Source organism: Brachybacterium sp. Z12 (assembly GCF_014400405.1).
Classification (GTDB): Bacteria; Actinomycetota; Actinomycetes; order Actinomycetales; family Dermabacteraceae; genus Brachybacterium.
The window spans coordinates 3395032-3407708 of sequence record NZ_CP060496.1; the positions used below are offsets into that span (position 1 = coordinate 3395032).

Annotated in this window: 13 protein-coding genes and 1 pseudogene; 2 read left to right on the forward strand and 12 right to left on the reverse strand. The window is 70.9% G+C overall.

Going from position 1 to position 12677, the window contains the following annotated elements:
- Window positions 1-225: 225 nt before the first annotated feature.
- From H3H54_RS17835 to H3H54_RS17850, 4 genes and pseudogenes are all read right to left on the reverse strand, one after another.
- Entirely contained in the window at window positions 226-990 is a 765-nt protein-coding gene (locus H3H54_RS17835; RefSeq protein ID WP_262424912.1) for an ABC transporter ATP-binding protein, read from the reverse strand.
- Window positions 987-2144, reverse strand: a complete 1158-nt coding sequence (locus H3H54_RS17840) for an iron chelate uptake ABC transporter family permease subunit (RefSeq protein WP_262424913.1) — start codon at window positions 2142-2144, stop codon at window positions 987-989. Before H3H54_RS17840 ends, H3H54_RS17835 begins: the two co-directional genes overlap by 4 nt.
- Window positions 2137-3134, reverse strand: a pseudogene (locus tag H3H54_RS17845) (ABC transporter permease). The gene H3H54_RS17840 and the pseudogene H3H54_RS17845 overlap by 8 nt, the downstream one beginning before the upstream one ends.
- A gap of 140 nt (window positions 3135-3274) precedes the next feature.
- Window positions 3275-4294: a siderophore ABC transporter substrate-binding protein gene (locus tag H3H54_RS17850; protein ID WP_395963059.1), complete on the reverse strand. Its 1020-nt coding sequence runs from the start codon at window positions 4292-4294 to the stop codon at window positions 3275-3277.
- A gap of 227 nt (window positions 4295-4521) precedes the next feature.
- Between H3H54_RS17850 and H3H54_RS17855 the strand changes: the two genes are divergently transcribed.
- Window positions 4522-5529: a hypothetical protein gene (locus tag H3H54_RS17855; RefSeq protein ID WP_262424914.1), complete on the forward strand. Its 1008-nt coding sequence runs from the start codon at window positions 4522-4524 to the stop codon at window positions 5527-5529.
- A gap of 66 nt (window positions 5530-5595) precedes the next feature.
- Here the strand turns inward: H3H54_RS17855 and H3H54_RS17860 are convergent, their stop codons facing one another.
- The 4 genes from H3H54_RS17860 to H3H54_RS17875 all read right to left on the reverse strand — a co-directional run bounded on the left by H3H54_RS17860 (window position 5596) and on the right by H3H54_RS17875 (window position 8336).
- Complete coding sequence (locus H3H54_RS17860; protein WP_262424915.1) at window positions 5596-6213, reverse strand: carbohydrate-binding module family 20 domain-containing protein; 618 nt, start codon at window positions 6211-6213, stop codon at window positions 5596-5598.
- Window positions 6174-6806 (reverse strand): alpha-amylase family glycosyl hydrolase, encoded by a 633-nt coding sequence (locus tag H3H54_RS17865; protein ID WP_262424916.1) that lies wholly within the window; start codon window positions 6804-6806, stop codon window positions 6174-6176. The genes H3H54_RS17860 and H3H54_RS17865 overlap by 40 nt, the downstream gene beginning before the upstream one ends.
- The gene (locus H3H54_RS17870) at window positions 6743-7261 is read right to left on the reverse strand and encodes an alpha-amylase family glycosyl hydrolase (protein WP_262424917.1); all 519 of its coding nucleotides are present in this window, start codon (window positions 7259-7261) and stop codon (window positions 6743-6745) included. The genes H3H54_RS17865 and H3H54_RS17870 overlap by 64 nt, the downstream gene beginning before the upstream one ends.
- A gap of 589 nt (window positions 7262-7850) precedes the next feature.
- Window positions 7851-8336: a DoxX family membrane protein gene (locus tag H3H54_RS17875; RefSeq protein ID WP_262424918.1), complete on the reverse strand. Its 486-nt coding sequence runs from the start codon at window positions 8334-8336 to the stop codon at window positions 7851-7853.
- A gap of 123 nt (window positions 8337-8459) precedes the next feature.
- Here H3H54_RS17875 and H3H54_RS17880 point away from each other — a divergent pair, with 123 nt between their 5' ends.
- Window positions 8460-9323, forward strand: a complete 864-nt coding sequence (locus H3H54_RS17880; RefSeq protein WP_262424919.1) for a DMT family transporter — start codon at window positions 8460-8462, stop codon at window positions 9321-9323.
- 28 nt (window positions 9324-9351) lie between these two features.
- Here the strand turns inward: H3H54_RS17880 and H3H54_RS17885 are convergent, their stop codons facing one another.
- The 4 genes from H3H54_RS17885 to H3H54_RS17900 all read right to left on the reverse strand — a co-directional run bounded on the left by H3H54_RS17885 (window position 9352) and on the right by H3H54_RS17900 (window position 12620).
- Complete coding sequence (locus H3H54_RS17885) at window positions 9352-10179, reverse strand: methyltransferase domain-containing protein (RefSeq protein WP_262424920.1); 828 nt, start codon at window positions 10177-10179, stop codon at window positions 9352-9354.
- Between the two features lie 129 nt (window positions 10180-10308).
- Entirely contained in the window at window positions 10309-10830 is a 522-nt protein-coding gene (locus H3H54_RS17890) for a PH domain-containing protein (protein WP_262424921.1), read from the reverse strand.
- A 141-nt stretch (window positions 10831-10971) separates the two neighbouring features.
- Window positions 10972-11406 (reverse strand): PH domain-containing protein, encoded by a 435-nt coding sequence (locus H3H54_RS17895; RefSeq protein WP_262424922.1) that lies wholly within the window; start codon window positions 11404-11406, stop codon window positions 10972-10974.
- A 98-nt stretch (window positions 11407-11504) separates the two neighbouring features.
- A complete protein-coding gene (locus H3H54_RS17900) occupies window positions 11505-12620 on the reverse strand; it encodes an FUSC family protein (protein ID WP_262424923.1) in 1116 nt (371 codons plus the stop codon).
- Window positions 12621-12677 lie beyond the last annotated feature (57 nt).

A 12677-nucleotide genomic window follows, 5' to 3' on the forward strand; every position in this document is an offset into this window, starting at 1 on the left:
GCAAAAGTGGGTCGTCAGTGGGCTGTTCGCGGGCGGAAACGTGCTGCGCAGCGCCCGGTGGGCCGAGCAGCGCCGTGCCGGTCTGAGCCGCGCCCCGTCCGCCTCGGGCGCCCGCCTTCGTCGCCCGAAGTCAACAGCCCGCTGGCGAACCGGATCTGCCGCAAATGTGGTTCGTCAGCGGGCTGTCGGCTGCGGCGCTGCGGGCCGTCGGCCGCAGCGCCGCGCTCAGTAGTAGACGGCGAGCGGCCCCGTCGGCCCGTCGATGACCTGCACCGGGGTGTCGAACACGCGGGTGAGGACGTCGCCGCTCATGATCTCGTCCACCGGTCCCGCCTCGACCACGCCGCCGTTCTTCATGGCGATGATGTGGTCCGCGTAGTGGGCGGCGAAGTTGATGTCGTGCAGCACCACCACGATGGTGCGGTCCAGCTCGCGGGCAGCGTCCCGCAGCCGTCCCATCATCTGCACGCTGTGGCGCATGTCGAGGTTGTTCAGGGGCTCGTCCAGCAGCACGTACTCGGTGTCCTGCGCCAGCACCATCGCGACGTAGGCGCGCTGGCGCTGCCCGCCGGAGAGCTGGTCGAGGTAGCGATCCTCGAGCTCGTCGAGGTTGAGGAAGTCGATCGCCTCGGAGATCTTGTGCTCGTCCAGCTTCGTCAGCCGGCCCTTGGAGTAGGGGAAGCGGCCGAAGCCCACGAGCTGGCGCACGGTGAGGCGGGTGATGAAGTGGTTCTCCTGGCGCAGCACCGAGAGGATCTTGGCGAGGTCCTTCGAGGCGGTCGCGGCGATGTCGTAGCCGGCCACCTCGATCGCGCCCTCGTCGATGCCCAGGAGGCGCCCCACCATGGTCAGCAGGGTCGACTTGCCCGCACCGTTGGGGCCCACCAGGGCGGTGACCCCGCCGGAGGGGATCTGGGTGGTGACCGGGCCGATGGTGACGGTCTCGGTGTTCGAGGTGTAGCGCTTCTGCACTGCGTCGATGGTGATCACAGGCGCCCCTTCCGCATGATGACGATGAGGAACACGGTTCCTCCGACGAGCTCGATGATGATGGACACGACGCCCTGCGCGTAGAACACGTGGTTCATCACGAAGTACGCGCCGGCGAGGACCACGAAGGCGGTCAGCGCCCCGATCGGGAACAGCAGGCGGTGGTCGTGGGTGCCCGCCAGCTGGTAGGTGAGGGTGGCGACCAGGAAGCCGAAGAAGGTCATCGGCCCCACCAGGGCGGTGGAGACCGCCATCAGGACCGAGACCAGCACCAGCATGTAGATCGTCTGGCGGCCGTGGTCGACGCCCACGTTGATGCACACATCGCGCCCCAGCGAGATGACGTTGAGCTTGCGGGCGTTCAGCCAGATCAGCAGGCCTGCCACCACGATCATGGGGATCGCGAAGGGCAGGTACTCGACGCTGGCGTTGGTCACCGAGCCGAACAGTCGCGCGGTGAGGACGTCGAACTCGCTCGGGCTCAGCAGGCGCTGCATGAAGGTGGAGACCGCGCCCATGCCACCGCCGATGATGATGCCCACCAGCAGCATCACCTGGATGTTCGCGTACTTGCCGCGCAGCAGCCAGCCGTACAGCAGCACCGACAGCCCCACCATCAGCGCGACCTGGACCAGGAACTGCCCGGTGCCCTGGAGGGCGACCACCCCGGCCACGCCGAGGGTGTACACGGCGGCGGTCTGGATCACGGTGTAGAGGGATTCGAACCCCATGATCGAGGGGGTGATGATGCGGTTGTTGGTGACGGTCTGGAAGGTGATCGTGGCGATCGCCTGGCAGAACGCGACCACCGCCATCACGATCAGGGAGGTTCCGCGCATCTCGGCGATCAGCCAGAAGCCGCGGGAGCCGACGGGCATGGGATTGCCGATCGCGAGCAGGCCCAGCGCGAAGCCGGCCGCGAGCAGGGCGAGGCCGGTGAGGACGATCCAGTAGCGTCGGCGGGACTTCGCGTCAGGGAAGGAACCGGAGCTGCTGCGGGTGCTGCGCGGCGCGCCGATCACCTCGAGGTCACCCACGAGGTCCGCAGGGGAGGTGCTGATCTCCAAGCCCGTGGTCTCGGTGCCGCCGGCGCCGAGGCGGCGCTCGCCGTGCAGTGCTGCCGGGCGGTGGCTGATGGGGGTGCGCTCAACCATGACGGCGCTGCCTCATCAGCAGGGCGATGAAGACGACCGCGCCCACGATCCCGAGGATCAGGGAGACCGGCACCTCGAAGGCATGATGATGGTGCGGCCGATGAGGTCGCAGACGGTGACGATCGCGATGCCGAGCAGGCATACCCACGGCAGGTTCGAGCGCAGGTCGTCGCCTCGGATCAGGGAGACCACGTTGGGCACGATCAGTCCCAGGAACGGCAGGTTCCCGACCACCACGGTGACCACTCCGGTGGCGATCGCGACCAGGCCGGTGCCCAGCAGCAGCACCCGCTGGTAGTTCACGCCGACGTTGGTGGCGATGTCCTCGCCGAGCCCGGCGACGGTGAGGCGGTCGGCCACGATGAACACGGCCACACCCACCAGCAGCACGATCCACAGCACTTCGTAGCTGCCGCGCAGCACGGAGGTGAAGGAGCCGGCGAACCACACCCCGAGGTTCTGCAGGGCGTCGAACTGGAGCGCGACGAAGGTGGAGACGGAGCCGACGACGGCGCCGAGCATGATGCCGATGATCGGCACGATCAGGGAGCTGCGCAGGGTGACCTTGCGCAGGAACAGGAAGAACACCATCGTCCCCACGAAGGAGAAGATGATCGCGACGGTCATCCGGGTCAGCAGGGCCGCCCCCGGCACGAAGATCATCACCAGGATCAGGCCCAGCCCCGCCCATTCGGTGGTGCCGGTGGTCGAGGGCTCCACGAAGCGGTTCTGCGTCATCAGCTGCATGATCAGCCCGGACATCGCCATCGCGGCGCCGGCGAGCACCAGGGCGATGGTGCGGGGGATGCGGGTGATGGCGAACATCTCGGCGCCGTCCTCGGCGCCGAAGATGTCGTAGACACCGGTGAACAGGGAAGCGACCAGCAGCAGCGCGACCGCCACGATGCCGATCACGAGCTTGCCGTCGATCAGCTTTTCCCGACCGCGCCGCGCCAGGGGCGGCGCGGCGGTCAGCGTGGGAGAGGACATCGGTTCTCCTGGAGGGGGAAGAGGGCGGGCCGATCGCGTCGCGGTCCCGGCGCCTCCGGTGACGATACGCGGACGCACTGCACGGCGGGCGGGACCTCCGGGATCCTGCCCGCCGTGCGGAGCTCAGCGCGGGACGTGGCTCAGGCCTTCGCCTCGAGCGCGTCGGCGAGCGAGTTGAAGAACTCGGTGTAGGTCTGGATGGACTCGTTGGTGTAGGTGTCCGCGGGCATGTAGACGATGTTGCCCTCGGCCACGGCGGTCACCCCGGCGAGCGCCTCGGAGGAGTCGAGAACCTCGTTGGCCGGGGTGTACTCCGGGTCGTCGGCGGAGACGGCCGCGTCGCGGTCCATCACCAGGATCCAGTCCGGGTTCGAGTCGGCGATCGCCTCGACGGAGATGTCATCGCCCTGGTGATCGTCGCTCGACCCCTCGACCTCGAGCGCGGGGGCGAGCTCGAAGGCGTCGAAGGTCCAGCCGAGCGCGCGACCCAGGCCCGGGGCGATGTACCCGATCTCGCCGCCGGAGGTGTTGACGGCCATGACGGTGTCGGTGCCGTTGTAGGCGGCGGAGACGCGCTCCATGGCGGCATCGAGGTCCGCACCGAGGGTCTCGGCCTCGGTCTCCTTGCCGAAGATCTGGCCGAGCACGGAGACCTGGCGCTTGAGCTCGTCGGCGAAGGGCTGGTCATCGCGTGGATCCAGCTCGAGGATGGTCGCGTCGGGCGCGTACTTCACGAAGTCGTCGTGGTACTCGGCGAAGCGCTGGCCGTTGATGATCAGGGTGGGCTCGGCGGCGACGACGGCCTCGAGGTCGGGCTCGCGGTGGCTGCCCAGGTCGATGATCGACTCGTCGTCCTTGAGGGGGTTGGTCGACGGCATCAGCGTGCGGGCGGCGGCGGTGAGGGTGACGCCCCAGTCCGCGAGGGTCTCGAAGGTGCGGTTGTCCGTGGCGACCACGGAGGCCGGCGGGATCTCGACGCGCTGCGGGCCGTTGTTGTCCTCGACCTCGACCGTCCCGGCCGGCGCGCCGCCCGCGTCGCTCGCGGCGGAGCCGTCGGCGGCCTGGGTGGAGCCGCCGCAGGCGGTGAGGAACAGGCCGAAGGCGCCGGCCAGGGAGGCGGCGCCGAGCGTGCGTCGGCTGAGCGAGGGCAGCGGAGTCATAGGGACCTCTGTCGTCGTGAGGGAAGGGATGGGCTCCCCGCCGGCGGGGACGAGTTAAGGCTAGCCTCACCTCCCGCTATTTCGCCACTTCAGACTTGCTTTATTCCACGGACTGGACAGTGACCCTCGTCTCATACCCCATCGGACGGCGGGCCCGGCGCGCCGCTAGGGTGGTCCCGGCACCCGGGGAGCAGGGGCGGGTGCGCGCACGGATCCGAGGGGGACCCATGACCGACGGCAACGGACCGCAGCTGCCCGATTTCTCCGGCGGCGGGAGCGGCGGGGGCGGCGCCCCGCGCCTGCCCGACTTCTCCGGCGGCGTGTCCGCGAGTGGTGGATCCTCCGGCGGGAGCGGCGGATCCTCCGGCGGCCCCGGCGATCCGTTCGGCGGCGACCCCGGCCTGACCGGCCCCCGCGAGCCCGGCTCCGGGCGCGGGAAGGGGCCGCTGATCGCGCTGCTCGTCGGTGGCGGCATGGTCCTCGTGGCCGTCCTCGCGATCGGCGCGCTGATCCTCTCGCAGACCGTCCTCTCCCCCGACCGCGAGGACCCGACGGTGACCTCCGAGCCCGCGAGCACCGAGCCGGACCCGTCGGAGGACGCGACCCCGTCGGAGGTCGTCCCCACCACGGAGTCCGAGCCGAGCGAGGACCCGTCGCTGACCACCATCGAGGCGCCCACCGTGGAGTGCACCTCTCCCGGCAACCGGCAGACCACCGAGCAGGTCGACGGGTCCGTGCGCGGCGGCGGCCTCGAGTTCGCGGTGCTGGCCGGCTGGAACACCGGCTCCAACTGGGGCCGCAGCGCGATGTACATGACCGACGTCCACTCGGCCGATCAGCCGGTCGAGGCGGGCTGGTACTCCGTCGCCTCCGTCGGCGCCGTCGAGTGGCCCGAGGAGGAGGGCGGCTACCCCGGCGCGGAGGCGACGGCCCGCGCGATCTTCCAGTGCTCGAACACCCGCGACGAGGCGAAGGAGCTGTACGGCGAGCCGGCGCAGGCCGCCGCCTACCGCGACGAGGCGATCGAGGTCGACGGCCATCCCGGCTGGATCGTCTCGGGCGACCTGCAGGTCTCCGAGCTCGCACTGATGCGCACCACGGACGCCTGGCGGAACGTGGTCATCGTCGTCGACACACCGGACGGCCCCGCGGTCTTCGAGGGCGGCGCCGCGCTCGGCCACGAGCAGCAGGTCGCGGATCTGGATGCGATGATCGCGAGCCTCCGCGTCTACTGAGCGGCGCGGGCGCCGACCGGGGCCGACGGGCGATCCCGTCGGCCCCGGCGGCTCGGCGGCGGCGGCCTACCTCCAGGAGTCCGTGAGAGCGAGCGTCCCGTCGGCGCCGACGGTCGCCGTGCGGTTCGCGCCCGACTCCCAGACGGCGGCGCCCGAGTCGTCGACCTTCACGTACTTGTACTCGAAGCTCGTGCCGGCCGGCAGGTCCACGCCGCCCGTCCAGCTCGGGTAGCTCGAGGCGTCCAGGGCGACGCCGGAGGCGGGCTGCCAGCCGCCCAGCTCAGGCACCGAGCCGACGATCCGCACCTCCTGGCCCCAGACCGTGCTCGCGTGCACGCTCGCGGAGACCTTCCCGGCGACGGGATCGGTGCCCGGGTCGGGATCCGGCGTGGTGCCGCCGGAGGTCTTCTCCACGTGCAGGGCGAGCGCCCCGTAGGCGGGGAGGGTCGCCGAGAAGGTGCCGTCGGCCGCGACGGTGATCGTCTCGGAGCAGTCGCTCGCGGCGACCACGTCGCAGTACGTGCCCGCAGGCAGCGAGCTGCTGTAGGTGCGGGTGGTCGCGGAGTCGGTGTTGTTGATGGCCACGAATCCCTTGTCGCCGCGGCCGAAGGCGATCTGGTTGCCGCCGTCGTCCCACCAGTTCGTCAGCGCGGTGCCGGCGACGGTGTTGTAGAAGCCGACCATGCCCTGGATCTCGGTCCAGCGCTGGGTGCAGGTCCACGCGTCGGAGTCGCAGTTCGCGTCGGGCACGGAGGTCGCGGTGGCGCCGGGGCGCCCTCATCAAAGTCGGTGAAGGTGTAGCCGGAGTACACCGAGGGGGACCCGTAGGGGTAGGCGAGCATGAACGTGTTGGCCAGGGCGTACTTCGCACCCCAGGTCTCGTTCATGGTCTCGCCGTTGCGCTCGGTGTCGTGGTTGTCGACGAACACCCCGGCCTGGGCGGAGGGGAGCTTGCCGTTCGAGATGTGCTGCAGGTTCGCGATCGAGCCGTCGAAGTCGGACTTCAGCTGGCGGGCGTAGTCGAACTCGTGCACGTCACCGGTGCCCGTGTACTCGGACGCCTGGATCGGCTCGCCGGCCGCGCCGATGACCTCCTGCACCCAGTAGGCGTTCGGGTCGCTGAGCTTCGCCTTGATCGCCGCCAGGTCGCTCGCGGGGATGTGCTTCGCGGCGTCGATGCGGAAGCCGGCGACGCCGAGCGAGAGCAGGTCGTTCATATATCCGGCGAGGGTGTTCTGCACGTACTCGGAGCCGGTGCGGAGGTCCTGCAGGGACACCAGGCGGCAGTTCTGCACCTGGTACCGATCCTGGTAGCTGCTGATGTCCGTGCGGCAGTCGTTGAAGTCGGCGGCGCCGTAGATGCCGGGGAAGTCGTCGATGCCGTAGGGGTTCCGGCGGTGCCGGTGCCGGAGCCGCCGTCGGCCCCGGTGGTGTGGTTGATGACGGCGTCGACGATGACCTCGACGCCGGCGGCGTCGCAGGTCTCGACCATGGCGGCGAACTCGGCGCGGGTGCCGAGCTTGCCCTCGATCTTGTAGCTCACGGGCTGGTAGGAGGTCCACCAGGCCGTGCCCTGGATCGTCTCCTGCGGCGGGGAGACCTGGACGTAGCCGAAGCCCGCGGGGCCGATGGTGCTCGTGCACTCCGCGGCCACGGAGTCCCAGGTCCACTGGAAGAGGTTGAGGATGGCGTCGCCACGACCGTTCTCCGAGGTGGCACCGCCGCTGGGCACGGGGGCGAGCCCTGTGCGGGTGGGGAGGTGGCCGGGGAGCCGGCGACGGTGAGGAGGAGCGCAAGGGCGAGGGCTACGGCGAGGCGGATCAGCGGGCGCGGGGCCGCTGTGCCGCTGGGGGAGTGCTGCATGGGTTCTCTCCTGGGGATGGGCCGACCACTGGGGCCGACCCCCGGCGTCATAGCCGGATCGGGGATGCAAAAACTTGCGAAGGAACGCGTACGCTTGCGAAGGAGCGTAGCGAGTTCAGCTCGTGCCGTCGAGGGGTTCCGTCAAACCTGCCCGATTTCCGATTGTTCATGCAGGTCAGAAGCGTGGACAAGAATCCGGCGACGGCGGACATCTGACGCCACCGCGATGCAAGATCTTGCACTCCGGGTTCCGGAGGACCTCCGCGTCGGGTCGACCGCAGAGCATCCCCCTCCACCTCCCCTCACCTCACCTCACCTCACCTCACGCTCTCCCGCGCCCTCGCCATCTCAACGTTGTGCCCGCTGTGCTTCCAGGAACGGAAGCACAGCGGGCACAACCGGCGGGTGCGGGGCGGGGGCCCGGCCGGCGCGGGGCGGGGGCCCGGCCGGGGCCGGGGTCAGTCGGCCTGCTTCTCGAGGGCGCGCTCGAGCTTCACGGCGCGCTTCTCGGCCTGCTTGGCGGCCCTCTTCGCCTCGCGGGAGCCGCTGCCGGCGCCGATGATCAGGGCGAGGGCGATCGCCGCCATCCAGGAATCCTTGGCCAGCGGGGTCCCGGACTGCGAGGGACGCACGCCATCGGCCTCGGTCATCTCCGGGGTGCGGAAGTACATCGAGAGCATCGAGCCGGAGAACCCGGCGAGCGCGAGGCCCGCGACCTTGGTGGGCACGAAGGGCAGCAGCAGGGAGGAGCCCACGGCGATCTCGCCGAACGCGACGAGCCGCCCGAACTGCTTCGGGGAGAGCGTCTCGACCGCGGGGATGCCGTTGACGGCCATCGCCTGGAGATGCGCGGCGGTCTGCTCGTCCATGCCGAGCTTGCCGATGCCGGAGTTGAGGATGAAGGCGCCGGGGACGGCGCGCAGGACGGCGGTGCTGAGGGACATAGGGATCCATCCAGGAGAACTCTGTTTCATTTTCAACCATACGTCCGTGGGGCGGCACTGTCGACCCCCGCCTGCGCGCAGGCACGAGACTGGGACGATGACCTCCTCCCCCGCCGGACCGCGATGAGCACGATCGCCCTGGCCATGGTGCTGCTGGCCGCGCTCTGCCACGCGATCTGGAACCTCGCGGCGAAGCGGGTGGGCGAGGGAGGCTACGCCTTCGTGTGGCTCTACGACCTCGCCTCGGTGGCGCTGTGGGCGCCGCTCGCCGTCGGTGTGCTGGTGGCCTCCGGGATCGGGCTGTCCCCGACGCTGCTGCTGGCCACCGCCGTCTCCGGGGTGCTCCACATCGCCTACCAGCTGACCCTCCAGACCGGCTACGCCCGGGCCGATCTGGGAGTCGTCTATCCCGTCGCCCGCGGGGTGGGCCCGGTGCTGAGCATGATCGTCGCGATCCTCGTGCTCGGCGAACGGCCCGGCTGGCTCGCCGCCGCGGGAGCGCTCGTGGTGGTGGGCGGGATCGTGGTCGTCGCCACCGGCCGCTCGGTGTCCGGCCGTCACGGGGCGCGCGCCGGGGTGGCCTGGGGAGCGGCGACCGGACTCGCGATCGCGGCGTACACGCTGTGGGACAGCTACTCCGTCACCGTGCTCGAAGCGCCGCCGGTCCCGTACTTCGTGATCAGCTGCCTGTGGCAGGTGGTGCTGCTGACGCCCCGGCTGCTGCGCCGCCATCGCCACGGCGTGCGGCCGGTGCTCCGGCGGCATTGGCGCGAGATCGCCCTGGTCGCAGTGCTGTCGCCGCTGGCCTATGTGCTGGTCCTGACCGCGATGCGCACCGCGCCCGTCTCGCTCGTGGCCCCGGCCCGGGAGTCGAGCATCGTGGTGGGCTCGCTGCTGGCCTGGTGGCTGTTCAAGGAGCCGGATCTGTGGCGCCGGCTGCTGGGCGCGGGGATCGTGCTGTCCGGGATCGTGCTGATCGCGCTGTGAGCGCGCCCGCGGCGCCGGGAGCTGCGGCTCAGGCGCGCGCGATGATCTCGCCGTGCAGCAGCGCGAACCAGGCGTCGCGGTCCTCGGCCCAGTCGCGGTAGCCCTCGGCAAGCGCCTCGCGCTCGGCGGCGTCGGCCCATCCCTCGTGCTCGAGCTGCTCGGCGAAGGGCCCGACGACCAGGCGTTCCGCACAGGTCGCGGCCCAGGCCCGACGGGTATCGGAGGTGGCGTGCAGCCACGTGGAGGCGCTCGGAGCGACGTCGTCGAAGCCGGCCTCGTGGGCCCAGGCCAGCAGGCGCCGCCCGGCATCCGGGGTGCCGCCGTTGGCGCGGGCCGCCCGCAGGTAGAGGGCGAGCCAGCGGTCGACGGAGGGCTGCTCCGGCCACCAGCGGAAGCCCTCGTCGTCGCTGTCGCGCACCGCGACGATCCCTCCCGGGCGGGTGACGCAGCGGAACTGGCTCAGAGCGCGCACCGGATCGGGGAGATGCTGGAGGACCTGGTGGGCGTGGACCACATCGAAGGAACCGTCCTCGAAGGGCAGCGCCTGCGCATCACCGACCCTCACCTCGACGTCCCCGAGGCCCTGACGTTCGAGCTCCGCGCGCGTGATCGCTGCGGAGTCCTCCCCCACCTCGAGCGCGATCACCTGCTCGGCGCCCACGATCCGGGCCAGGTCCGCGGTGATCGTCCCCGCCCCGCTGCCCACGTCCAGCAGGCGCATCCCGCGGTGCAGATGGGGCAGCAGGTGGGCGGCGGAGTTCTCCGCGGTGCGGTGGCGGTGGTTGTCGAGCACGGCGTCGCCGTAGCCGTGGGTGTAGGCAGGGCGATTCGGGGCTCCTGCGGCACGATCGATCATGCCCCCGGACCCTACGGAGATCGGGCTGTGCGGTCGCCGTCCGCCCACGCACCGGTCTCTGCGGCGCAGGACCAGCGGGATCCATGCGGCAGGGCACCGGCAGCCTCCGCGCGGCAGGGCACACCGGACTCAGCGCGGTGGGACGCCGCCGGCGGCCAGGCGCTGGACCAGGCCGAGTACCTCCTGGGTCCGCGTCCACTCGCTGATCTTCATGGTGATGTCCTTGCCATGGCGCACCTGCACCCGGAACCTCCCGGACAGCAGCCGCTTCTCGATCGCCGCGCCCATGATCTCCGCCGCGGGAGCCTCCTCGAGGATCGTCCAGCCGCGAAATCGGTCCATCACGTGCAGGACCCTGCGGTCGGTGACGATCAGCAGCGGGAAGGTGTCGGAACGGAGCGCTCCCACCGCGACGTCGTGAACCATCTCGTCCGGATGCAGCACCCGCTGCGGCAGATTCGCATCCGCGGCGCGGAAGCGCAGCCCCTGGTTACGGGCCATGGCCTCCCGGTACGTCCGCTCTGCCCGGTCGCCCCTCGCGCTCTCGGCGTACGCCTGGGCCATGACGGCATCGGCGTCCTGACCGTGCGCCTCCCGGACCGACGTCTGCAGCTCGGCCGCCTCGCGGTACCGATCGAGTCTCTTCCCCATGGTGCGAGCCTATGGCCCGACGGGTCACTGCGGAGTCCTCCCCCACCTCGAGCGCGGTCACCTGCTCGGCGCCCACGATCCGGGCCAGGTCCGCCGTGATCGTCCCCGCACAGCGAACCTCCCGGGCCGTGACCGAGGGGATCAGCGCGGCGGAGCGCCGCCGGCGGCCAGGTGCCGGAGCAGCGCCGCGACCTGTTCGGAGCGCTCGCGATGGGACACCTTGAGCGTGATGTCCTTCCCCTCGCGCAGGTGCACCCTCAGCCGGCCGGACAGCAGCCGCTCCTCGAGCTCAGCACCGCTGACGTCGGCCGCCGGGGCCTCACGGAGGATCTTCCAGCGCCGCCATGGGAGATCCTTGGTGACCAGCACCCGGCGGTCCGTGACGATCAGCAGCGGGAACGTGTCCGAGGAGAGCGCACCGACGGCGACCTCGTAGACCCTCTCCTCGGGGGCGAGGAGTCGCTCGGGCAGATCGAGGTCGTGGAGCCCTCCGCCGATGCCCGCGTTGCGCGCCATCGCCTCACGATAGGTCTGCGCGGCGACGCTCCCGCCGGCGAGGGCGAACTTGTGCTGCATCGCCTGCTCGACGTCTCCCCGGGCTCCTGCGCGAGCTCCCGCTGCGCCCGGGAGGCCTCCCGCATCGTGTCGCGCCAGTTCCTCGCCATTCCGTCAGCCTAGTGGAACCGCATCCCACGGGATCCGTCCGCAGCGGACTCCCGGACCAGGCTTCCCTGCCTGCGCGCGAGCGCCGCACGGTCCCACAGCGCCGCCGCGATGACCACAACGATGCCGACCACCACGCCGATCGCGGTCTCGAGCACGCGCGCCTCGAGCGTGGGGCCCACCGGTTGGGGGTGGGCCAGCTGCACCATCAGCAGCGCGAGCGGGGTGATGAACAGCAGGGCGAAGGCGTAGTTGCGCATCACGTACATCTCGGCGAGGAACTGCAGCAGGACCACCCACACCACCAGCTGCCAGGGTTCGCTGGGGAAGGACAGCAGGAACGCCGTGGTGATCACGCCCAGGGACGTGCCGATCACGCGGTGGAGGCCGCGCTCGATCTGCAGCGTGCGGCCCGGGGCGGAGAGCAGCGCGATCGCTGCGATCTGCGCCCAGTACGGGAACGGCAGGCCCGAGGCGAGTCCCAGGACGCCTGCGATCGCTGCGGCGATCGCGAAGCGGCTGAACTCGGAGGCCAGCTGACCGCGGGTCCAGCCCTCGCGCGGCGGGTTCACGTCGGCACCCGGATGACGTTCTCCGGCCCAGTGGCCGAGCAGCCCCAGCACCACGCACAGCCCCGCGCAGGCACCGGAGACCAGGAAGGCGACCCAGATCGGAGCGGCCGGCGGCGCGGCGCCCACCGCCGCGACCGCGAACAGCGGGAAGATCGCACCGCCCGGCTTCAGGCCGTGGAAGAGCACGAACGTCGCAGCGAGCCCCGCCATGACCGCGCCCACCAGCAGCGCCGTCCACGATTCGAGGGCCGGATCCAGGTGCTCGCCGAGCTGGGCGAGCGCCGCCCCGAGGGTCACGCAGAGCGTGAGCATCCCGCCCGCGAGAGACTGGCGGCGGAAACGCAGGCGCGTAGGCTCGTACTTCGAGTAGATCCCGGTGAAGGCGCCGAAGCCGACGTACATCGCCCAGTCCACGCGCCCGGTCGCGAGCAGGATCAGCATCGGGATCGCCAGGCCCGTCGCGATGCGGAACGCCGGGATGTGGTCCACGCGGCTGGGCCCGAGGCTCACCATGCGCTTGACCGCGGGTCCGATCCTGGCGGGTGCTGAGCGCACGGGACTCCTTCCGGACGGCGCCACGGCCCGGCCGCGGACCGTCCCTGCTGTGGTGGC